General features: G+C 72.0%; 21 protein-coding genes. 11 read left to right on the forward strand and 10 right to left on the reverse strand.

Features of this window, described 5'->3' with window-relative positions; genetic code table 11:
• Window positions 1-73: 73 nt before the first annotated feature.
• On the forward strand, window positions 74-742 hold the full coding sequence (locus G448_RS0102705; protein WP_026406730.1) for a potassium channel family protein: 669 nt from the start codon (window positions 74-76) through the stop codon (window positions 740-742).
• Between the two features lie 88 nt (window positions 743-830).
• Here G448_RS0102705 and G448_RS0102710 read toward each other — a convergent pair whose 3' ends face one another.
• The 6 genes from G448_RS0102710 to G448_RS17315 all read right to left on the reverse strand — a co-directional run bounded on the left by G448_RS0102710 (window position 831) and on the right by G448_RS17315 (window position 5,259).
• A complete protein-coding gene (locus tag G448_RS0102710) occupies window positions 831-1,811 on the reverse strand; it encodes an aldose epimerase family protein (protein ID WP_026406731.1) in 981 nt (326 codons plus the stop codon).
• Between the two features lie 160 nt (window positions 1,812-1,971).
• Window positions 1,972-2,787 (reverse strand): hypothetical protein, encoded by an 816-nt coding sequence (locus G448_RS0102715; protein ID WP_026406732.1) that lies wholly within the window; start codon window positions 2,785-2,787, stop codon window positions 1,972-1,974.
• Window positions 2,788-3,348: a hypothetical protein gene (locus tag G448_RS0102720; RefSeq protein ID WP_026406733.1), complete on the reverse strand. Its 561-nt coding sequence runs from the start codon at window positions 3,346-3,348 to the stop codon at window positions 2,788-2,790. It lies immediately after the preceding gene.
• Window positions 3,345-3,800: a hypothetical protein gene (locus G448_RS0102725; protein WP_026406734.1), complete on the reverse strand. Its 456-nt coding sequence runs from the start codon at window positions 3,798-3,800 to the stop codon at window positions 3,345-3,347. The genes G448_RS0102720 and G448_RS0102725 overlap by 4 nt, the downstream gene beginning before the upstream one ends.
• A gap of 63 nt (window positions 3,801-3,863) precedes the next feature.
• Window positions 3,864-4,988, reverse strand: a complete 1,125-nt coding sequence (locus tag G448_RS0102730; RefSeq protein ID WP_026406735.1) for a hypothetical protein — start codon at window positions 4,986-4,988, stop codon at window positions 3,864-3,866.
• The gene (locus tag G448_RS17315; RefSeq protein ID WP_084436255.1) at window positions 4,975-5,259 is read right to left on the reverse strand and encodes a hypothetical protein; all 285 of its coding nucleotides are present in this window, start codon (window positions 5,257-5,259) and stop codon (window positions 4,975-4,977) included. Before G448_RS17315 ends, G448_RS0102730 begins: the two co-directional genes overlap by 14 nt.
• 123 nt (window positions 5,260-5,382) lie before the next feature.
• Between G448_RS17315 and G448_RS0102740 the strand changes: the two genes are divergently transcribed.
• A complete protein-coding gene (locus tag G448_RS0102740; RefSeq protein ID WP_026406736.1) occupies window positions 5,383-7,392 on the forward strand; it encodes a glycoside hydrolase family 2 protein in 2,010 nt (669 codons plus the stop codon).
• Window positions 7,393-7,434: 42 nt separating this feature from the next.
• On the opposite strand, the gene G448_RS0102745 is transcribed toward G448_RS0102740, so the two are convergent.
• A complete protein-coding gene (locus G448_RS0102745) occupies window positions 7,435-8,958 on the reverse strand; it encodes an alpha/beta hydrolase (protein WP_026406737.1) in 1,524 nt (507 codons plus the stop codon).
• Window positions 8,959-9,106: 148 nt separating this feature from the next.
• On the opposite strand from G448_RS0102745, the gene G448_RS14855 reads away from it, so the two are divergent.
• On the forward strand, window positions 9,107-10,564 hold the full coding sequence (locus tag G448_RS14855; RefSeq protein ID WP_084436257.1) for a DNA recombination protein RmuC: 1,458 nt from the start codon (window positions 9,107-9,109) through the stop codon (window positions 10,562-10,564).
• Window positions 10,565-10,631: 67 nt separating this feature from the next.
• Window positions 10,632-11,312: a hypothetical protein gene (locus G448_RS0102755; RefSeq protein WP_026406738.1), complete on the forward strand. Its 681-nt coding sequence runs from the start codon at window positions 10,632-10,634 to the stop codon at window positions 11,310-11,312.
• Between the two features lie 5 nt (window positions 11,313-11,317).
• On the opposite strand, the gene G448_RS0102760 is transcribed toward G448_RS0102755, so the two are convergent.
• Window positions 11,318-12,367, reverse strand: coding sequence for a 4-hydroxy-3-methylbut-2-enyl diphosphate reductase (locus G448_RS0102760; protein WP_026406739.1), 1,050 nt, complete (start codon window positions 12,365-12,367; stop codon window positions 11,318-11,320).
• 52 nt (window positions 12,368-12,419) lie between these two features.
• On the opposite strand from G448_RS0102760, the gene xseA reads away from it, so the two are divergent.
• From xseA to G448_RS0102775, 3 genes are read left to right on the forward strand one after another with little or no spacing between them, the layout of a single operon-like run.
• Complete coding sequence (gene xseA, locus G448_RS14860) at window positions 12,420-13,886, forward strand: exodeoxyribonuclease VII large subunit (protein ID WP_084436259.1); 1,467 nt, start codon at window positions 12,420-12,422, stop codon at window positions 13,884-13,886.
• Entirely contained in the window at window positions 13,883-14,149 is a 267-nt protein-coding gene (locus G448_RS0102770; protein ID WP_026406740.1) for an exodeoxyribonuclease VII small subunit, read from the forward strand. The genes xseA and G448_RS0102770 overlap by 4 nt, the downstream gene beginning before the upstream one ends.
• 30 nt (window positions 14,150-14,179) lie before the next feature.
• Window positions 14,180-15,139: a carbohydrate kinase family protein gene (locus G448_RS0102775; protein WP_026406741.1), complete on the forward strand. Its 960-nt coding sequence runs from the start codon at window positions 14,180-14,182 to the stop codon at window positions 15,137-15,139.
• Window positions 15,140-15,242: 103 nt separating this feature from the next.
• Here G448_RS0102775 and G448_RS0102780 read toward each other — a convergent pair whose 3' ends face one another.
• A complete protein-coding gene (locus tag G448_RS0102780) occupies window positions 15,243-16,052 on the reverse strand; it encodes an isoprenyl transferase (protein ID WP_026406742.1) in 810 nt (269 codons plus the stop codon).
• Window positions 16,053-16,229: 177 nt separating this feature from the next.
• On the opposite strand from G448_RS0102780, the gene trhA reads away from it, so the two are divergent.
• The 4 genes from trhA to G448_RS0102800 all read left to right on the forward strand — a co-directional run bounded on the left by trhA (window position 16,230) and on the right by G448_RS0102800 (window position 19,095).
• Window positions 16,230-16,991, forward strand: a complete 762-nt coding sequence (trhA, locus tag G448_RS0102785) for a PAQR family membrane homeostasis protein TrhA (protein WP_026406743.1) — start codon at window positions 16,230-16,232, stop codon at window positions 16,989-16,991.
• 80 nt (window positions 16,992-17,071) lie between these two features.
• The gene (locus G448_RS0102790; protein WP_026406744.1) at window positions 17,072-17,566 is read left to right on the forward strand and encodes a GreA/GreB family elongation factor; all 495 of its coding nucleotides are present in this window, start codon (window positions 17,072-17,074) and stop codon (window positions 17,564-17,566) included.
• A gap of 124 nt (window positions 17,567-17,690) precedes the next feature.
• Entirely contained in the window at window positions 17,691-18,413 is a 723-nt protein-coding gene (gene msrA, locus G448_RS0102795; protein ID WP_026406745.1) for a peptide-methionine (S)-S-oxide reductase MsrA, read from the forward strand.
• The gene (locus tag G448_RS0102800; protein WP_026406746.1) at window positions 18,406-19,095 is read left to right on the forward strand and encodes a hypothetical protein; all 690 of its coding nucleotides are present in this window, start codon (window positions 18,406-18,408) and stop codon (window positions 19,093-19,095) included. Before msrA ends, G448_RS0102800 begins: the two co-directional genes overlap by 8 nt.
• Before the next feature lie 75 nt (window positions 19,096-19,170).
• Here G448_RS0102800 and G448_RS0102805 read toward each other — a convergent pair whose 3' ends face one another.
• Complete coding sequence (locus tag G448_RS0102805; RefSeq protein WP_034494117.1) at window positions 19,171-19,863, reverse strand: LysE/ArgO family amino acid transporter; 693 nt, start codon at window positions 19,861-19,863, stop codon at window positions 19,171-19,173.
• Between the last annotated feature and the right edge of the window lie 47 nt (window positions 19,864-19,910).

The raw sequence follows: 19,910 nt of genomic DNA on the forward strand, positions 1-19,910 counted from the left end.
GCACAAGGAGCACCGAGCCCGCGCCGTTCGCGCTCAGGACGACACGCACACGCACCACCGCGCAGGAGAACCCATGGCAGCCCCCGTCGATCGCACCGAATCGACCCTCGTCATCGGACTGGGACGCTTCGGATCAGCCGTAGCGGCGACCCTGGACCGCCTCGGCCGCGAAGTCCTCGCCGTCGAGACCAATCCGACGATCGTGCGCCAGTGGACCGGTCGCATCCCCCTCGTCGAGGCCGACGCCACCGACGTGGAGGCCCTCGAGCAGCTGGGCGCCACCGAGTTCGGCACCGCGGTCGTGGGGGTGGCGACGTCCCTGGAGGCGAGCGTCCTCATCGCCGGCAACCTCGTGGACCTGGAGACCCCGCAGATCTGGGCCAAGGCGATCTCACGGGCGCACGGCCGCATCCTGAGGCGCATCGGCGCCCACCACGTGGTCTACCCCGAGTTCGACGCCGGCCAGCGCGCCGCGCACCTGGTCTCGGGGCGCATGCTGGACTACATCGAGATGGAGAAGGGCGGCTTCACCATCGTCAAGATGCGTCCGCCGACCGAGTTGCACGGATTCACCATCGGCGAGTCCAAGATCCGCTCGCGCTACGGCATCACGGTCTTCGGCCTCATGAGCCCCGGGGAGCCCTTCGAGTACGCGACGGCCGAGACCCTGGTCAGCGCGGAGGACGTGCTCGTCGTCGGCGGGGACGCGATGCTGCTGGAGCGCTTCGCCAACCGGGCGTGAGTCCGGGAGCCCGCGGAGCCGGCCCAACGGCAGCGTCCACCAGCAGGCCGTCGGCACCGGCTCGAGGAGAGGAGGACGCGAGGAGGCCTCAGCCCTCCTCGCGCAGGGCGTAGGAGAAGGAGTGGGTCCGCCCCACCGCGAGCTCGATCAGGTCGCGCCCGCTGTTGAAGGCGTCGGGGGGACAGGTCATGGGCTCCACGGCGACGCCCCGTCGCCCCAGGTGCTCCGCGGTGTAGACCTGCACCCACGGCGCCTCGGCGCTCATCACCACGGTGCGGCCCGCCTCCCCACCGGTCAGCCGCACCGCCCAGGGGCCCTGCGGCAGGCCCGTGTAGGCGTTGTCCGTCGCGATCCGCCTCACCAGGCGGCCAGCGCGCCAGTCCCAGTCGGTGCCGGTGATGTCGCGCTCGGAGGCGGGCGCCATGCGCTCGTCGACGTCGAGGACGCGCGTGGCCGGCACCTGCAGAATGCACTCGTCCAGCGGCACGGACCGGGTGAGGTAGGGGTGGAAGGAGACGCCGTAGGGCGCCGGTGCGAGGCGGCCGTCCGCCTCGGGGGCGCCGACGACGCCGGGCGCCGGCGACACGCCCGCCCCGAGGCCGGTGGCGGTCGCCGTCACGGTCAGTCCGGTGCGCGCGTCCAGGACGAAGCGCACTCCGATCTCCAGGCTCCAGGGGTAGGCGTACGAGCCCGGCAGTACGAGCTCGAGCTCGACCGAGGAGGCCGCGCGACGGTCATCGGCGCCACCGCCGTCCCCGGTCCCGCCGCCCTCGGCGGCGACCTGGAAGTCGGCCCAGCCCACCAGGCCGTGCAGGGCGGAGCCGGTCTCGGGCTCGTTGCAGGGCACCAGGTACTCCGCGCCGCGATAGGCGTAGCGCGCCCCGACGATCCGATTGGGCCACGGCACCAGCGTCTTGCCCTGCCAGGCTCCGGGAAGCGAGGCCTCGGCGTCGAAGGGGATGATGAGGTCGCTGCCCGCCCTGCGCAGGTGGACGAGCGTGGCGCCCGAGGTGGCGATGCGAGCCTCGTAGTCCCCGGCGACCAGGTCGATGAGTTCTCCATTGATCATGATGGTGGGTCCTGTCTCTCGTGAGGCCGGCTCCTCGGTCTTTCCGAACCCGAACGACCGGCACGGCGGCTGATCCTGTCCGCCCCTCTCGGCTCCGGTGCGAACGCCTGCACCAGCATACTGACCGCGGGCGCCGCTCACACGCGCCGGAGCCGACCCGTCACGCCGCGAAGAACCAGGTGCTCACGCGCGCCCACAGCTCCAGCGAGGTCATCATCGCGAGCACCATCTCCTCGGGCTCCCCGGACTCCTCGGCCCCGGCCGCGCCCATCAAGGCGAGGGCCTCCGGAGGGGCGCCGGCGACGGATCGGGGGAGCAGCTCGTAGAGGCACTCCGGGACCGAAAGGGTGGTGAGGGCACCGTCGAGCTCCCACCCGTCGGCCCTCAGGGCCTCGGTGGAGATCAGGCTGAGCGTCCAGGTCCGGTGGGCGAAGCCCTCGGTCAGCGGAGTCGGTCCGCCGAGCTCGCCGGGCTCCGCGCCCTGGTCGAGGCGGCGGGCGAAGTCCTCCAGCTCGATGGCCAGGGCGTCGAGGTCGCCGCTGTCGAGAAGCCCGTAGACCCGCTCGGGCAAAACGCGCGGCCCCAGGTCGACGTTGTAGCGCGGGCCGATGTCGAGCAGCTGGGCGAAGGCCGAGGGCACCTCGCAGTCATCGAGCCCGTAGACGTGGAAGCCGTCCTGCTCGTGCTTGACGAGGGTCGCGCGCCGGGGGCCGATCCAGGCCTCGACACGCCGGCCCGACCCGTCGCCCTCGAAACGGGCGACGTCGAGGTGCCGGGTCGCCCCCGCGGCCCCGTGCAGTGCGGGAGCGGCCTGCGGCGCGATGCCGTCGTCGTCCAGGATCCCGCTTCTGCGCAGGCGGCGGGCGGCCCTGTCATCGGGGACCCGCCCTCCCGCGGCCACGGCCCGCACGGCGAGCCACTCGGCATCCCCGAGGATGAGGACGGGGGCGTACCCACCGGTGTCCAGGTGAGCCATCTAGATCTCCTCCAGGGTCAAGGCCATGTCCGAGAAGCGCAGGGCCGCGGTGTCGCAGGATCTCGTCGGGCAGGAGAAGGTCGCGGAGAAGCCGCGCCGCGAGGCTCCGCTCACCCAGGACCACTGCAGGAAGGTCACCGAGACGGTGTCGTTGATGTAGACGCCCGAGCGCAGCAGGCCCGTGCGGTCGTCCATGTCCCACTCGGTGATGTCGATCAGCTGCGCCCCGGGGATGGAGGACATGATCTGCGCGGTGGAGTCGCGGTGCCAGTCCTCGACGGATGCCCCCGGCGGCAGGTCGGCGACGGTGACCACGCAGTTCTCCGCGAAGCCGGGCGGGCCGGCGCCGCGCGGCTCGGCGCAGATGAGGTCGATGAAACCCGCCGGACCGCCCGGGCTGCTCGCGCCGCTCAGGCCGCCCGGACCGCCCGGGGTGGCGAGGGGCCCGCCGGCGCCCGCGACGGCGTCCGAGTCGATGGGGATCCACGTGGCGGGGACCGCCATCGCGATGGCGCGGCCCGTCAGCCTCTGCGGCAGGTCCGAGGTCGGTCGGGGTGTCATGCGTCATCTCCTGAGTGGTCGGGCGAGTGGGGTGACGAGGCGCCGGGCAACGGGTGCGATGGGGCCGCGCGGGCGCGGCTCCGACGTCGCTCCGCCTCCGCGATCCGCGCCAGCCGCCCCTCCCGACGACGGGCCAGGTGCCACTCGGGATACATCCACGCCGGCAGAGGGATCGGGGTGAAGCTCACCACCACAACCAGCATGCAGACAACACTCAGGATGCCGCACACGAAGACGGGAGTCGAGTCGGATCCCTCCGCCGCCATTGTCGCGGAGCCGAAGACGAACATGAGCCCCGTGGAGGGAATCGTGAGGGCGAGATTGTTCTTATGACCGATCTCGGCACTCGTCTCACGCGCGAACTCGCCGTACCCGGTATCCGTGAACATGGCCAGCGCCCAGTACATGATGATCACGAGACCGAAGACGAGAACGCCGAATGCGCCCCACACGACATGACCTCCGTCCGCTTCTCTCCATTTCTCTCCATTCCATTCTCCCGCGGGAGTCGGACCCTAGCCGAAGAGCTTATGCCAGCCCTTGTTGATGGCATTGCCCACTGACTCTCCGAGTTTCGAACCGGCCATGCCGCCGATCGCCCCGCCGATAATCCCTCCGGCGGCAATGCCAATAGGGCCACCAGCGGCGCCAAGCATCATACCAACCTGGGCTCCCGCCCATCCTCCCGCGTATCCGCCGACCCCCTGGGTGACGGCCTGGGTCCCAGCACGGGCGATCTTCTCCTTCTCGCCCATACTGGGATTGGCCGAGTCCTTCTGATACTGCTCCCAACCGGCGAGTGCCCCGGAAAGACCCGCCGAGGCGTACCCCAGCCCCTTGAGCACCGGCGCGGCCTTGGTCACACCCTGCTGCACCTTCCAGGCGGTCGTGCCACGGGTGTAGGGCTTGTTCACCCAGTTCGAGGTCTTCGTCTTGGCCCACAGCGTGCGCAGGGTCCCCATCTTGTCGCGGTCGGCCACTCTCATGAAGGCCCCCGCATTGGGATGTCCCTTCGGATAGCGCGGTTGGAACCTGGAGATCGCCCTGATCGATCCCCAATGGGCTCCAGTCGCCACGCGGCTCACCCACCCCGCCATCTTGGAGGCGTCGCCCACCCCTCCGGTCGGCAGGTACTTGTCCCTGAACCACTCACCGGCGCTCTTGATGGAGTCGCAGGCGGAGATGAGGGTGTCGTGCGCGGACGACTCGTCCTGGCGGATCAGGTAGAGGGTCTCCTTGAGCTCGTCGAACTTCGCCTTCTTCGTCTCGTACTTCTCATCGGAGGGGTCGTCGGGGGAGTGGATGGTCGACCCCGACACGACCAGCTCCGCGGCCGCGGCGTCGGCGACGACCTGAGCCAGCCGGGTCTTGACCGAGTTCATCGAGTTGCCGAATGCGGTGAGCGCCGTCGCCAGCGACGTCGTGTTCGTCGACAGCGTGTCCAGGGTGCTCCGCTGCGAGGAGAGTGAGGAGAGCGCGGCGTTCGTCGTCTCGCTCGTGCAGTCCGAGGCCACCTGGTTGCGGGCCGAGGAGATGTCCTCGCCCGCGGTGCTGACGGTCGTCGAGATCGTCGTCAGGCTCTGCGCCGCGTTCCAGGCGCCCGACGGCTCGGTGATGACCTTGGCATCAAGGGTGCCCATGAGAGCCTCCCGGGGTCGAGGAGGCCACCGACGCGTCGGTGTTGCGGAAGGAGGTGGCGGCCCTCCTCAGGGAGCTCGCCGTCGATCGGGCGCTGGACGCCGCGCCGGACGCCTTGGAGGAGAGGCGGCTGATGGCGGTGGACACCGAGGAGGTCGAACGCCCGACGTCGGGGGCGGCGGGGTAGGACACGGACTCCAGGTCCGCCGCCGCCTCATCGACTTTTCCGGCCTGGGCATCAAGGGTGTCTGGGTTCACATGCAGAGTGGTCACGCGAGCGTCTCCTTCGACGGGACTCAACGGGCCCGCCCCATCATTCCCCCCGCGAAACGGGCCGTCAACAGAAGCCGGTGTTGTGGCACACTCGACTCGCGCCGGCCGCGAAAGGGGACATGGATGAGTGCCGACATCGACGAACCTGCTGAACCCACTGAGGCTCCTGAGGCCTCCGGGACCTCCGGGGGCGCCACGACGGGGCACCGGTCGCACGCGGACCCGTCCGGGGGCCACCCCCTCCCCCAGCTGCGCCGCTCCCACTGGTGCACTCTGGACGGGTCCTGGGACTTCGCCTACGACGACGCCGAGACGGGACTGGATCGGGACTGGCCCTCCCGCGGCGTCGGCGAGCGCACCATCACCGTTCCCCTCCCGCCCGAGAGCGGTCTCTCCGGCATCGGGGATACCGGCTACCACCCGGTCGTGTGGTACTCGCGCGCGATCACCGCCGACGACCTGGCCCGCGCTGGTCGACCGACCCAGGGAGAGAGGGTCCTGCTGCACTTCGGCGCGGTCGACTACCGGGCGAGCGTGTGGATCGACGGCCGGCTCGTGGGCGAGCACGAGGGCGGGCACGTCCCCTTCGCGCTCGACATCACGCGGGCGCTGCCGGGCGACGGCGAGGACGCCCTTCTCGTCGTGCGGGCCGAGGACCGGCCGCTGGACGCCGGTCAGCCGCGCGGCAAGCAGGACTGGCAATCCGAGCCGCACGACATCTGGTACTCGCGCACGACCGGCATCTGGCAGAGCGTCTGGCTGGAGGCGGTGCCGCGCACGGCGATCGCCGAGCTCGCGTGGACGCCGAGCCGGGCCTGCGACGCCGTCGAGCTCGAGGTGACCGCGACGCGCCCCGTCCCCGAGGGGTCGCGGATCACCGCCCGTCTGACCTTCGAGGGGCGCCCCCTGGCCGAGGTGACGGCGAGGCTGCCCGAGACGACGACGACGAGGCTGACCGTCGACCTGCGCCAGCAGCTGCACGGCCAGCACTACGAGAGGCTCCTATGGTCCCCCGAGCACCCGCGGCTCATCAATGCCGAGGTCATGCTCTCCCCCGCCAAGGCCCCGCTCGCCGGCGGAACGGCCGCGACCGGCGCGGGCGGAACGGTGCCCGACGTCGTGGCCTCGTACCTGGGCCTGCGCACGGTGGGCGCGGACCACCGCCGCTTCCTGCTCAACGACCGCCCCTACTACGTGCGCGGCGTCCTGGAGCAGGGGTTCTGGCCGGACTCGCACCTGGCGGCGCCCGACGACGACGCCCGCCGTGATGAGGTGGCCCTGATCAAGGAGCTCGGCTTCAACGCGGCGCGCGTCCACCAGAAGGTCGAGGACCCGCGCTTCCTGTACTGGGCGGACCGCCTCGGCCTGCTCGTGTGGGGCGAGATGCCCGCGCCCTACGAGTTCACGACGCAGGCGATCACCCGGCTGGTGACGGAGTGGGGCGCGGCGGTGCGCCGCGACCGCTCGCACCCGAGCATCGTCACCTGGGTGCCGATCAACGAGAGCTGGGGCGTGCAGCACCTCGCCGAGCGCCCCGAGCAGCGGGCCCTCAGCCGGGCGCTCGCCGACCTGACCCGCGCGATCGATCCCTCCCGCCCGGTCATCTCCAACGACGGCTGGGAGCACACGTACTCGGACATGATCTCGATCCACGACTACGACGCCGACGACCTCGCGGTGACGCTGCGCTACGCCGAGGCGGACGGGATCGACGCGCTGCTGGCCGGCCTTGGCCCCGCCGGGCGGCGCATGACGGTGCAAGGGGCGGTTGATCACGACCTGCCGGTCATGGTCACGGAGTTCGGCGGCATCCGCTACGTTCCGGACGGCGCGAGCGGCTCGAAGGCCGCGAGCCGCGCGAGCGGCTCGAAGGCCGCGAGCCGCGCGAGCGGCTCGGACGAGGCGGAGGGTTCCACCTGGGGCTACACCACCGCCGACGGGCCCGCGGACTTCGAGGCGCGGCTGCGCCGGGCCTTCGGAGCGATCCAGGCGAGCCCCCACCTGGCCGGCTTCTGCTACACGCAGTTGACGGACACCATGCAGGAGGCCAACGGCCTGACCGACGCGCACCGCCGCCCCAAGATCGACGCCGAGGTGATCCGCGAGATCGTGAGGGCGCCGGTCACCTCCTGAGAACGCGGGTGCCCGGCGGGCGCGTCGACGGGCCTTACTCGGTCACCACTCGGTGAACGCCGAGCCGAGATCGCGCCACGTCGTGTAGAAGCCGCCGATGGCATTGCCCACCAGTCCCAGCGCCGCCGCCACGAGCACCGCGGTCGCCAGGACCGCGACGGCCCTGGCCGCGTACAGTCCGACGCGGGCGGCCCGCCCGGGCCCGGCGGCGTCCTCGGACGCGGGCGCCGGCACCAGCCGCGGCCCCCACCGGAGCAGCGCCGCCACGCCCACCAGCGCGATGATCCCCGCCACGATCCGCGCGGGCAGGCCCGCGGGAGACGTGGGCCTGATGGCGCTGGAGGCGTCGCCCCTCTCCGAGGCCGGCGTGTCGACGATGCTCGCCACACCGTCGTCGGCGTGCGGACTCGCCGGCGCGTCCAGCCCCACGGCGGACCACAGCCGGGGATCCTGCCCCCACCACTGCAGCAGCGTGCGGAAGCGCTCGTCCCACAGCGGCCAGGCATGGCCGCCGGCCTCCGGCGTGTCCGCCGTGACGGAATCAGGATCATGGACGGCGTCGGCCATCCGCCAGGCGGTCTGCGCCGAGCCGAGGGGGTCGTCCTGGGCGCCCATGACGTAGAAGCGGGTGTCGCCGGGACTGCTCTCGGCGAGCATCGTGGACAGGGTGTACTTGTCGGCGATCCGGCGGCCCGAGGTGGCCAGGCCTCCTTCGATGGGTTCATTGAAGGCCGATATCACCCCGGCGGAGCCGAACTGATCGGGGTTCTCGATGGCGGTCCATGCGGCGCAGTAGGCGCCCGAGGAGATCCCCATGATCATCCATGCCTGCCGGTCGGTGGAGACATTGGGGAAGGAGGCCCGCACCATGCGCGGGATCTCCTCGGCCGCCCAGGTGCCGACCATGGGCCGGCCCTGCAGGTCGGCGCAGTCGTGCGGGTCGTCGTCCACGTCCAGGGAGGGGATGACGACGATGGACGGCGGGATGCGCCCGGCGTCGATGGCCTCCTGAAGCGACTGGGCCGACTGCAGGCCGTCGATCATGGAGTCGGGGGTGCCGGTGTACCCGTGGAGCTCCTCGATGACGCCGTAGGTGCGTCCGTCATCCGGCCGGTATCCCGCGGGCAGGACGACCTTGACCTGCAGATCGATCCCGCTGACCGGGCCGGTCCAGGTCGTCGCCCGCGAGCCGTCGCCCGCGTCCGTGAAGCTCGCCCTCCAGGCGTCGGCGGGGACGGCGTCGAGCTGCTCCGCGGTCGCCAGGGGAAGGACGGCGCCCGTACCGGCAGACTGGGACGAGAGCGAGCCGATGAGATCGCCGACGGTCGCGAGGTAGTGCCCCGCGCGATTGACGATCAGCCCGCCGACCGCCAGAACCATGACGGCGGGCACCACGACGGCGAGGACCGCGGCGCCCCAGCGCGGCACGCGGCCCGCCCGCGGCTGGTCCCTCCGCCCGGCGCGCCCCAGCAGCACGGCCCCCAGGAGCACCGCGCACACGAGAAGGGCCACCATCACCGCCAGGAGGTAGCCCGATTCCAGGGAGACACCCTTGATCGCTGTCATGGCGCCAAGTCTGCCAGCCTCGCCGGCACCCGCCGCTGTGCGGACGGTCATGTCTCGCCGGACGCGCCCTGTCGGGCACGTCCCATCGGCGTCGGGATCGGCGCGAGTGGACCCGATTCGTGTCGCACCCCCGTGAGATCGTGGCGCCATGACCATCACTGCGCCGCCCGTGCTGCTGCTCCTCATCGGCGTCTGCCTGGGGGCGGCGCTCGGGTACGGCGTCGCCACGGTCCGCGCCGCGCGCCGCCAGGCGCTCGGGAGTGATGCGGCGAGCACGCTGCGCGCCGAGGCGGCGCAGTGGCGGGCGCGGGCGCACGAGCTGGCGGACAGGGCCGAGCTCGCAGAGGAGCGGGCCGAGCGCGATGGCTCGGTTCTGCGCGCGCTGGCGCCCGTGCGCGCGCAGCTGGAGCAGATGGGCTCCCGGGTGGACTCCATGGAGCGCCGGCGCTCGGCCCAGCACGCCGCGCTCACCGAGCAGCTGCGGGCCGGCGCCGAGACCGATCGGGAGCTTCGCCGGGCGACCACAGCGCTCGAGGGGGCGCTGCGCTCGCGCTCGGCTCGCGGCATCTGGGGCGAGGTCGAGCTGGCGCGCGTGCTCGAGCTGTCGGGGATGATGCCGCACGTCGATTTCGTCGAGCAGCGCTCGGTCGGCGCCGCGGTGGGGCGGCGCGCGGGTGCGGCCACGAGTCGGGAGGGGGCCGGGGGCAGACCGGACGTCGTCATTCACCTGCCCGGGTCCGGTCACCTGGCCCTGGACGCCAAGGTCCCCCTGGACTCCTACCTCAACGCCGCGATCATGAGTCCGGCGGAGGACCGGGCGACGGGGTCGGACGCCGAGCGCCGAAGGCTGCTGGCCGCGCACGCGCGCGCCCTGCGCGGACATGTCGATGCCCTCGCGGAGCGCCACTACGAGCGGCACCTGGAGGACTCCCCCGAGCTCGTCGTGCTCTTCGTCCCCGCGGAGCCCATTCTGTCCGCGGCGCTGGATGCGGATCCGGCGCTGCTCGAGCACGCCCTGGGACGGGGTGTCGCCCTGACCACGCCGTCGTCGCTGCTGGCGCTGCTCCGCACCTGCGCCACGGCCTGGGCGCGCAGCTCCGCCGCCGACGACGCCCGCGAACTGCTCGCACTGGGGCGCACGCTCTACGAGCGCCTGGGCGTCGTGGCCGGCCACCTCGACGCGCTGGGCGCTGCCCTGAGCCGCTCGGTGACCGCGTACAACCGGACCGTCGGCTCGATGGACTCGCGGCTGCTCGTCACCGCGAGGTCATTCAGCGCCCTCGGCGAGGGCCCGTCCTCGCCCGCGCCGATCACCCCCGACGCCGCACAAGTGAGGCAATTCACAAATATTGACCCCATTCCGCCGACCTCCCGCTCGACCGACACGGACGCCCCCCCATCGACGACCGACGGAGAACCAGCAGATCACGGGGGGATAACGGACTTTCGACCGTTCACGCGCCGCAAACGAGGTATCGGGAACAAAGGCCTTCGCGCCGTGGGACTTGCTGGCAAGGACATTGCCAGCATCGAGCGGCTTGCTTGCACCACTTCGGATCTTTCCCCGCAATGCCACCTATTGCTACCACTCTCCAAGCACCTGTAGGCAGACGAACCGTGCACGATATAGGGTTTCCCACGTTCCCTGGTACGTAACGAAAAGATCTCTTGCCATGACCACGAGTCTCCTGAGCACCGCCACGATCCGTTCCACAGCCCCCGACGCCAACCTGGACGACGAAGCCCGCGTCACGACCGAGGTCGATCGCGTCATCAGACGCCTGGAATCACTCGCCACCGAGCAGGAGGCCCTCCAGGCGCAGCTCACCGCCCTGCGCGACGAGCGCGACCAGCTCATCCTGCGCGGCCTCGCCCACGGCATGAGCTCCTCCGAGCTGGCGGCCAGATCGCGCCTGACCGGGGCCCGCGTCCGCGCCATCGCCGACGCCGCCGCCGCGTCCTCGGCGCGTGAGCGTGTGGCCACCGCCGTCGCCCGCCTGGTGGCGCACACGCCCGCCCTGTGCACGACCTACGGCGCGCTGGCCAGCGCCGTCGGCATCGGCTCCGCCAAGGGCGTGGCCTCCTCCCTGGCGTCCAACCCCGACGTCTCCGGACGGGCCGGCGCCCGCGTGCTGCTGCTGCGCTGGGCCGCCCCGACGCTCGGCGGATACGTTATCCCCGACAGCGAGCCGGCCTGGCAGACCCAGGGCGAGGACACCGCCACGCGTCTGGAGTGCCTTCAGGAGGAGGGGCTCGTGACCCGGGTGACGACGCCCGAGGGACCGGCGTGGATCGTCCCCTTCGACAAGGTCTGCGCCGACCACACCCGCCTGACCCAGATCGTTGCCGCCTGACCCGCTCAGCGGGCGCGGTCGGCCGCGGGCCCGCGCCGTCGATCCGCTGCGGGCCCGCCGGCGGCCGCCCTGAGGTCGGCCCGCAGGTTCTTGGGCAGGGAGAAGGACATCTTCTCCGTGGCGGTGCGCACCATCTCGACCTCGCCGAAGCCCAGCTCGCCGAGGCGCTCGATGACTTCGCGCACAAGGATCTCCGGCACCGAGGCGCCCGAGGTCAATCCCACCGTCCTCGCCCCGGTGAACCAGGCCTCCTCCAGCTCACGGGCGTCGTCCACCCGGTAGGCGGCCGGCGCTCCGGCCTCAAGGGCGACCTCCTTGAGACGCACGGAGTTGGAGGAGTTGCCCGAGCCGACCACGACCATGACATCCACGCGCGGGGCGATCGCCTTGACCGCTCCCTGACGGTTCTGGGTGGCGTAGCAGATGTCATCACCGGGCGGATCGGCCAGGTGCGGGAATCGCTCGCGCAGGAGGCGGACCGTCTCCAGGGTCTCGTCCACGCTCAGGGTCGTCTGGCTGATCCACACGACCTTCTCCGGATCGCGCACCGTGACCGCGTCGACCTCGTGGGGGCCGTTGACGACCTGGATGTGGTCGGGCGCCTCGCCCTGGGTCCCCTCGACCTCCTCGTGACCGGCGTGCCCGACCAGGACGATGTCGTAATCACCCTTGGCGAAGCGGATCGCCTGCTTGTGCACCTTGGTCACCAACGGGCAGGTCGCGTCGATCGTCCGCAGGTGACGGGCCTCCGCCTGGGCGTGCACCGCCGGGGACACGCCGTGAGCGGAGAAGATCACGCGCGCGCCCTCGGGCACCTCGTCGGTCTCCGCCACGAAGATCGCCCCGCGCCGCGACAGGGCCTCGACGACGTACTTGTTGTGGACGATCTCCTTACGCACGTAGATCGGAGCCCCGTAGTGCGTCAGCGCCTGCTCGACGGCATCGACTGCGCGGTCCACCCCGGCGCAATAGCCCCGCGGGGCGGCCAGGAGGATCCGTCCGACGTCGGGATCAGCGGGCGGGGCGCTGGTTTGAGCGGTGGGATGGTCGGTCACGCGACCACTGTGCCACAGCCCGTCGCGGGCCCCCAGGGGAGAACATGGCACAGTGGTGCACGTGACAGTGCCGACAGAGCCCGCAAAGCCGATAGAGCCCGCAGGACCCGCTGGGCCCAGCGCCCCCCGGCCCGCGCCGACGACGACCCCGGTCCCGCCCACCGGGGCCCCGCTCGCCCGCCTGGCCCGGGACACCACCGCGGACAACCCCTGGCCGCTGCGCCTGCTGTCGTCCAAGATCGACGACTACGTGGCGCGGATGACCCACGTGTGGGTCGAGGGGCAGGTCGTCCAGTTCAACCGCCGCCCCGGCTCGGGCATGCAGTACCTCTCCCTGCGCGACACCGACGCGGACGTGTCGATGTCGGTGTCGATCTTCACCCGCGACCTGGCGGCCCTGGAGACGGCGACGGGCGCTCGGGTGTCCGAGGGCGCGCGCGTCGTCGTCCACGCCAGACCGCGCTTCTGGGCCAAACGGGGCAGCCTGGAGCTGCGCGCCGACGACATCCGACCGGTCGGCGTCGGTGATCTGCTGGCGCGCATCGAGCAGCTGCGTCGGGTGCTGGCGGCCGAGGGCCTGTTCGCCCCCGAGCGCAAGCGCCCCCTGCCCTTCCTGCCGCGCGCCGTCGGCCTCGTGTGCGGCAGGGGGGCCAAGGCCAAGGACGACGTCCTGGTCAACGCCCGGCTGCGCTGGCCCGGCCTGCCCTTCGTCGTCCGCGAGGTCGCGGTCCAGGGCGCGCAGGCCGTGCGCGAGGTGACCGCATCGATCCGCGAGCTGGACGGCGACGCATCCATCGACGTCATCGTCGTCGCCCGCGGCGGGGGCGCCGTCGAGGACCTGCTCCCCTTCAGCGACGAGGGCCTCGTGCGGGCGGCGGCCGCGGCCCGCACTCCGATCGTCTCCGCCATAGGGCACGAGACGGACTGCCCGCTGCTGGACCTCGTCGCCGACTACCGGGCCTCGACCCCCACCGATGCCGCCCGGCGCATCGTGCCAGATCTGGCCGAGGAGACGATCGGGCTCGACTCGGCGCGCGAGCGGATGCGGGGCGTTCTGACCGCGCGGCTGGAGGCCGAGCAGCGCGGTCTGGACCAGGTGCGGGAGCGCCCCGTCATGACCGACCCCGCCGTCATCGTCCGGGACAGGGAGACCGAGCTCGACCAGATCCGCGAGCGCCTGCGCCGCGGCCTGGGCACCGCCCTGTCCCTGGCGCAGGCGGACCTGCACGCCGAGCGCGCGCGCCTGACGGCGCTCTCCCCCCAGGGGGTGCTCGACCGCGGATACGCCATCCTGCGCAAGCCCGGCGGCACGATCATCACCAGCGCCGAGGACGTCGCCAAGGGCGACCTCATCGAGGGCGTGCTCGCCTCCGGGCGCATGGTCGCCCAGGTGGTGGGCGCCACCAAGCCCGCGCTCGACTCCGAGCCGGCCCCCGGGACGCCTCCCGGGCCGACTTCGGACTTCGAACCCCGGACCCGCCCCCGGGAGGCGGACAACGTGCAACAATCCACACCATGAGCCTGTCCTCCTCCATCGGCGCCACCGACCCGTCCAACGGCTCGTCCGACGCCAACGCCGATGTCGCGACGCTGTCCTACGAGCGCGCCCGTGAGGAGCTCGTCTCCGTCGTCCAGCGCCTCGAGGCCGGCCAGGTTCCGCTGGAGGAGGCTCTCACGCTGTGGGAGCGCGGCGAGGCCCTCGCCGCCCGCTGCCAGGCCTGGCTCGATGACGCGCGCACTCGCCTGGCCGCCGTCGCCGAGCGGGAGAAAGCCCCCTCCTGACCCCCGTCACCTCCACCGCAAGGAGCCATCATGACCGCCCCCGGCCGCCCAGGAACCGCTCTCGTCATCGGCGAGGCCCTCGTCGATGTCGTCATCCGCCCCGACGAATCGCCGACCGACATTCCCGGCGGCTCCCCGGCCAATGTGGCTCTCGGCCTGGCCAGGCTGGGCCGCGACGCCGAGCTCGACTGCTGGATCGGCACCGATGCGCGCGGCAAGGCCGTCCGCGCCCACCTCGAGGCCGACGGCGTGCGACTGACCCCGGGCTCCGACGGCGCCGCGCGCACCTCGACCGCCGAGGCGACCATCGGTCCGGACGGCGCCGCCTCCTACGTCTTCGACCTGAGCTGGGAGCCCCCCTACCCCACCCGCGCCGAGGACGCGGAGCCCCCGCTGCTCGTCCACACCGGCTCGATCGCAGCCATCCTCTCTCCCGGAGCGACCACGGTCGAGAAGGTCCTGACCGACTTCCGCGCCACCTCCACCGTGTGCTACGACCCCAATGCCCGCCCCCAGCTCATGGGGGAACCGGCCGGCGCACGCGCCATCGTCGAGCGGCTCGTCGCCCTGTCCGACCTGGTCAAGTGCTCCGACGAGGACATCGCCTGGCTCTACGGCATCGACGCCTCCACCGATTCCGCGCTCCAGGACATCCTGAACGACTGGCTCACGCGCGGGCCGGCCGTCGTCGTCGTGACACGGGGGAAGCACGGCGCCCTGGCGATGACCGCCTCCGGACTGCGCCTGGAGGTCCCCGCGGGCTCGGACGTCGTCGTCACCGACACCGTGGGCGCCGGGGACTCCTTCATGGGCGGACTCGAGGACGGCCTGTGGGCCGAGAACCTCGTGGGAGCGGACCGGCGCGAGGCCCTGCGCGCCATCGACGCGGCCACGCTCGAGCGCATCGTGCGGCACGCCGCGGCGATCGCCGACATCACGGTCTCGCGGGCGGGCGCGAACCCGCCCACCCGCGCCGAGCTCGAGTCCTGAGCCCGAGCCGTCGGCCTCGCGACCCGGGCTCCGCGAGCGCGGGCCCGGTCGCCGGGCGCCCTCGCACGGGCACCCGGAACGGCTGCGGGCTCCCGGGACGCGCCTATCGTCCCATGCGGCGCTCCCGGCCCGCGTAGTCGCGCAGCGCGCGCAGGAAGTCGATGCGCCGGAATGCCGGCCAGTTGACCTCGCAGAAGTAGAACTCCGAGTGGACCGACTGCCACAGCAGGAAGCCCGAGAGCCGCTGCTCGCCGGAGGTGCGGATGACCAGGTCTGGATCCGGCTGGCCCTTGGTGTACAGGTGGTCGGTGATGTCCTCCTCGGACAGCGTGGCCGCGACGTCCTCGAGGCTGTCGCCGGTGGCGGCCCGCTCCCGCAGGAGATCCCGCACGGCGTCGGCGATCTCCTGGCGGCCGCCGTACCCCACCGCGATATTGACGTGCATGCGCGTGTCGGCCCGGTCCCCCAAGGTCCCCTCCGCGCCGTCGTCGGCGCTCCGGGGCGCGGCCGTGGAGGCGACGGCGCTGCGCAGGCGCTCGGCGACGGACGCGGGCAGCAGATCGACCGCGCCGACCAGGCGCAGGCGCCAGCGGCCGGTGGACGCGAGCTCATCGACGGCGTGGGCGATGATGTCCAGCAACGGGGACAGCTCGGCCGGATCCCGTGAGAGGTTGTCAGTGCTCAGGAGCCACAGGGTGACCATGCGGACTCCGGCGATCTGCGCCCAGCCGAGGAACTCCTCGATCTTGTCCGCACCCCGCTTGTGCCCCTGGGCGGCCCCGAAGCCCCTGGTGCGCGCCCAGCGCCGATTGCCGTCGAGGATGACGCCGACGTGACCGGGCACCCGTTCGGGGTCGATCTGCGCGGCCAGGCGACGCTCATAGAACTCGTAGACGAGGTTTTTCCCTGCCATGCCCCTCCTCCGGGTGCGATCGCCCGCCACGCGCGGGCGCCCGCGGGTTCTCTGGAGCAACGGTAGCGCGGGAATGAGGCGCTCCCCACCCTTCCACACAAACCTACGGTAACGTAACCTACGGAACCGTAAGTTGTTGGCCCGCGAGCTGAGCGAACCCGTCGAGGAGGTCCGTCGATGAGCATCCAGGCTCCCGCGCACGAGACCGTGCGCGCACCCGAGGACGTCGTCGCGTCCAACGCCGTCGAGGAGAGCACCATGCAGAGCAGCACGAGCAAGAAGCCCTCCCTCACCTACGACGGCTACCCCAAGCCGCACCTGCGCGGTTGGATCCACGCCTGCACCGCGCCCCTGGCGCTGGCCGCGTGCATCGTGCTGACGGTCCTGGCCCCCGGCGCCGGGCGGACATGGGCGTGCGTCGCCTACCTCGTCTCCTCCCTGCTGCTCTTCGCCAATTCCGGCGTGTACCACATCTCCAGCGGTCGGTGGACGCGCCGCGTATCCGTCGTGCTCCAGTCCTTCGACCACTCCAACATCTTCCTGCTGATCGCGGGCACCTACACTCCCCTGTCCGTGGCGCTGCTCAGCACCGGGATCGCCGCGGCCGTGCTGGGCATCGTGTGGGGCGGGGCGCTGCTGGGCATCGTCAAGTGCCTGGTCTGGCGGAGCGCGCCGCGCTGGTTCTCCACGGTGCTGTACGTGGCCCTGGGCTGGGTGGCGTTCTGGTTCCTGCCCCAGTTCTGGGTCGCCGGGGGACCGGCCATCGTGTGCCTGCTCATAGCGGGAGGCGTCCTGTACACCATCGGGGGCGTCATCTACGTCCGCCAGCACCCCGATCCGTCGCCGGAGTGGTTCGGCTTCCACGAGATCTTCCACCTGTGCACGGTCGCGGGGTGGGCCTGCCACTGCGTCGCCTGCTACCTCGCCGTCCTCGACTGAGAGGCGGGGAGCGGACTGATGGGTCGAGGATCGGGGGCTAAGATCACGAGTTGAACTCGTCGTTCAGTCTAGGAGGACCCATGGCCGAGGAGACTACCGAGCAACAGGGCACCTGGCTCACGCAGGACGCTTTCGACCGTCTTACCGAGGAGCTGCGCCGCCGTAAGGACACCGACCGCAAGGAGATCGCGGCGCGCGTCGAGGCCGCCCGCCAGGAGGGCGACCTGCGCGAGAACGCCGGATATCACGCCGCGCGCGAGGAGGCCGGACTCAACGAGGCCCGCATCATCCAGCTCACCGACCTGCTCGAGAACGCCCAGATCGGCGAGGCCGCCTCCGACGGCTCGGTCTCCGCCGGAACGATCGTGACCGCGAGGGTCGCCGGCAAGGAGCAGCGCTTCGCGCTCGGCGGACAGGAGATCACCGCGGACGTCCCCGCGGGCGTCAAGGTCTTCTCCCCCGATGCTCCGCTCGGCAAGGCGCTCATGGGGCACAGGGCCGGCGAGACCGTCACCTACGCCGCCCCCACCGGCAAGGAGATCGAGGCGGAGATCGTCGACGTCACCACGGTCTGAGATGACGGCCGGCGGTGCCGGCCGTCATCGGGCACCGGCACGTATTCCCACGCCCGCGGCTCGTACGAGCGAGCGCGTTCCGGGCGCCCGTCCCGCGGAGGGCGGGGACGGTAGTGTGACCGCCATGAAGAACGCGCCCTCTGGGATCCCGTCCCGAAACCCCGCGATCCCCGGCCGCGAGACCGGCCTGCTGCCGGAACCGGGCGATCATGTCGTCCTCGGCGGTCCTTTGGACGGCCCCTGGCCGGAGGGCACCGAGGTGATCCACCTGGCGGGCGGCTGCTTCTGGGGCGTGGAGCGGATCCTGTGGCGTCTGCCCGGCGTCGTGGCCACGGCCGTCGGATACATGGGCGGCACGACGCCGAACCCCACCTATCAGGAGGTCAGCACCGGGGCCACCGGCCATGCCGAGACGGTGCGGGCGGTCTACGACCCCGCCGTCGTCGGAGCGGGTGGCGAGGCGCTGCTGCGCGCTTTCTGGGAGAACCACGACTCGACCCGCCCCAACAGGCATGGCAACGACGTCGGCACCCAGTACCGCTCGGCCGTGTGGACGACGACACCCGCCCAGGCCGCCGCCGCCCACGGGATCCGCGACCTGTTCCAGAGCGAGCTGACCCGCCTGGGTCTGGGCACCTGCGTGACGACGATCGGACCGGTCGACGGGCTGTACGCCGAGTTCGGCGGCCCCTTCTACCTGGCCGAGGACTATCACCAGGGGTACCTGCACAAGAATCCGGGCGGCTACTGCAACCACGGCCCCAACGGGGTGACCTGCCCGGTGGGCGTCGCGGATCTGCCCGCCCAGACCGACGTGCTGCCGCCCGAGACGGCTCCCGATGTCTGAACCGGGACCGACCGCGCCGCGGACCGGCGACGAGGAGGCCGAGCGAACCGAGAGGGCCGAGTTCCGCTGGCGTGCCGCCGACGAGCTGCTCACCGCGCTGGCGGCCTCCCCGGCGGCGCACCAGCGCCTGGCCGACGTGCATCGCGCCACCAAGCGCGCCGAGGCGCTCGGCGTGCCCGCGCTCTTCTCCGGGGACGTCGACGACGAGGGCGGGGCCGCGCCGGGGACGCCCGAGATGTCGCCCCAGGAGCGCGCCGAGGTCAACGGCCTGATCGACGTGCTGGCGTCCTCGGCCCTACCGCTGGCCGCGGAGCTCCTCGAGCGCCTCGACGCCGAGCGGATCCGCCCGGAGCTGGTGGGCCTGTCTCGTGCCGGGCTGGGCTCGGCCCTGACCGTCCTCGAGGAGGCCCATCGTCAGGGCTCGTGGCGCGCGCTGCCGGATGAGGATCTCGCCGGGCGCGGCGCGGCGCTGTCCATCACGGTCGAGGCGATGGTCAGGACGAGTCCGCTCGCGCCCGAACGCGGTGAGACGAGGCGCGTCGTCGCCGTCCTGCGCCGCATGCCGAAGCGAACCGTCACCCGATTCACCAGGGTGTGGAACCCGCTCCTGCTGCGGACCATGCTCTCCTTCGGCCTGCGCACGCTCCGCAAGGAGGCCGCCGAGGACGCGAGCGGCGCCTGAGCGGCTCCGAGGCGCTGCCGGCCGGACCGATCTCGACGCGGAACCGGACCGATCTCGACGCGGGGGGACGACCCGTCATGCGCCCAGAGCCAGGTGCGCGGCGACCCCCAGCATGACGCAGCCGACGAGCACGTCCGCCACTCGCCACGTCCGGGGGCTGGACAACGGACCCGACAGGGCACGTGCTCCGAGCCCCAGCCCGGCGAACCAGAGGACGGAGGCCGCGCCGGCGCCGGCCGCGGCCCACCAACGGGCGGACCCGAAGTTGTTGGTCACCGTGCCGAGCATGAGGACCGTGTCGAGGTAGACGTGCGGGTTGAGCCAGGTCAGCGCCAGCGTGGTCGCCGCCACCGAGGCGGCCGGGCGCGCCGCCGACTGCTCCAGAGCCTCGGGGCGCAGCGCCGAGCGGAACGAGGTGAGCGCGAAGGCGACCAGGTAGATCACCCCTCCCCAGCGCAGCACCTCGAGCACCCAGGGGGCCATGCCGGTCACGATGCGGATCGCCCCGGTTCCCACCGCGATGAGGACGAGGTCGCTGAGGGCGCAGATCGCGACGACCAGCCCGATGTGCTCACGGCGCACCCCCTGTCGCAGCACCCAGGCGTTCTGGGCGCCGATGGCGACGATGAGGCCGAGCCCGGTGCCGAAGCCGGTCAGGGCGGGGGCGAGGTCAAGCGATGCGGGCAGCCCGGCCGGAGCGGACATGGCCGAGGCGGCGAAGGCGCCCGTCCGGGCCGAGGTCAGGAGAGCGGTCAACGAGACGATCATGCGCCGAGGTTAAGCACGGCGCACTCATAAAGACCAACGCGATATTC

It is taken from the genome of Actinomyces gerencseriae DSM 6844 (assembly GCF_000429265.1).
In the GTDB taxonomy this organism is placed as follows: Bacteria; Actinomycetota; Actinomycetes; order Actinomycetales; family Actinomycetaceae; genus Actinomyces; species Actinomyces gerencseriae.

What these genes read in the sequence shown, in the direction of transcription:
- G448_RS0102705 (WP_026406730.1), top strand. Translation starts at nt 74, where the DNA reads ATGGCAGCCCCCGTCGATCGCACCGAATCGACCCTCGTCATCGGACTG.
- G448_RS0102710 (WP_026406731.1), bottom strand. Translation starts at nt 1,811, where the DNA reads ATGATCAATGGAGAACTCATCGACCTGGTCGCCGGGGACTACGAGGCT.
- G448_RS0102715 (WP_026406732.1), bottom strand. Translation starts at nt 2,787, where the DNA reads ATGGCTCACCTGGACACCGGTGGGTACGCCCCCGTCCTCATCCTCGGG.
- G448_RS0102720 (WP_026406733.1), bottom strand. Translation starts at nt 3,348, where the DNA reads ATGACACCCCGACCGACCTCGGACCTGCCGCAGAGGCTGACGGGCCGC.
- G448_RS0102730 (WP_026406735.1), bottom strand. Translation starts at nt 4,988, where the DNA reads ATGGGCACCCTTGATGCCAAGGTCATCACCGAGCCGTCGGGCGCCTGG.
- G448_RS0102740 (WP_026406736.1), top strand. Translation starts at nt 5,383, where the DNA reads ATGAGTGCCGACATCGACGAACCTGCTGAACCCACTGAGGCTCCTGAG.
- G448_RS0102745 (WP_026406737.1), bottom strand. Translation starts at nt 8,958, where the DNA reads ATGACAGCGATCAAGGGTGTCTCCCTGGAATCGGGCTACCTCCTGGCG.
- G448_RS14855 (WP_084436257.1), top strand. Translation starts at nt 9,107, where the DNA reads ATGACCATCACTGCGCCGCCCGTGCTGCTGCTCCTCATCGGCGTCTGC.
- G448_RS0102755 (WP_026406738.1), top strand. Translation starts at nt 10,632, where the DNA reads ATGACCACGAGTCTCCTGAGCACCGCCACGATCCGTTCCACAGCCCCC.
- G448_RS0102770 (WP_026406740.1), top strand. Translation starts at nt 13,883, where the DNA reads ATGAGCCTGTCCTCCTCCATCGGCGCCACCGACCCGTCCAACGGCTCG.
- G448_RS0102775 (WP_026406741.1), top strand. Translation starts at nt 14,180, where the DNA reads ATGACCGCCCCCGGCCGCCCAGGAACCGCTCTCGTCATCGGCGAGGCC.
- G448_RS0102780 (WP_026406742.1), bottom strand. Translation starts at nt 16,052, where the DNA reads ATGGCAGGGAAAAACCTCGTCTACGAGTTCTATGAGCGTCGCCTGGCC.
- trhA (WP_026406743.1), top strand. Translation starts at nt 16,230, where the DNA reads ATGAGCATCCAGGCTCCCGCGCACGAGACCGTGCGCGCACCCGAGGAC.
- G448_RS0102790 (WP_026406744.1), top strand. Translation starts at nt 17,072, where the DNA reads ATGGCCGAGGAGACTACCGAGCAACAGGGCACCTGGCTCACGCAGGAC.
- msrA (WP_026406745.1), top strand. Translation starts at nt 17,691, where the DNA reads ATGAAGAACGCGCCCTCTGGGATCCCGTCCCGAAACCCCGCGATCCCC.
- G448_RS0102800 (WP_026406746.1), top strand. Translation starts at nt 18,406, where the DNA reads ATGTCTGAACCGGGACCGACCGCGCCGCGGACCGGCGACGAGGAGGCC.
- G448_RS0102805 (WP_034494117.1), bottom strand. Translation starts at nt 19,863, where the DNA reads ATGATCGTCTCGTTGACCGCTCTCCTGACCTCGGCCCGGACGGGCGCC.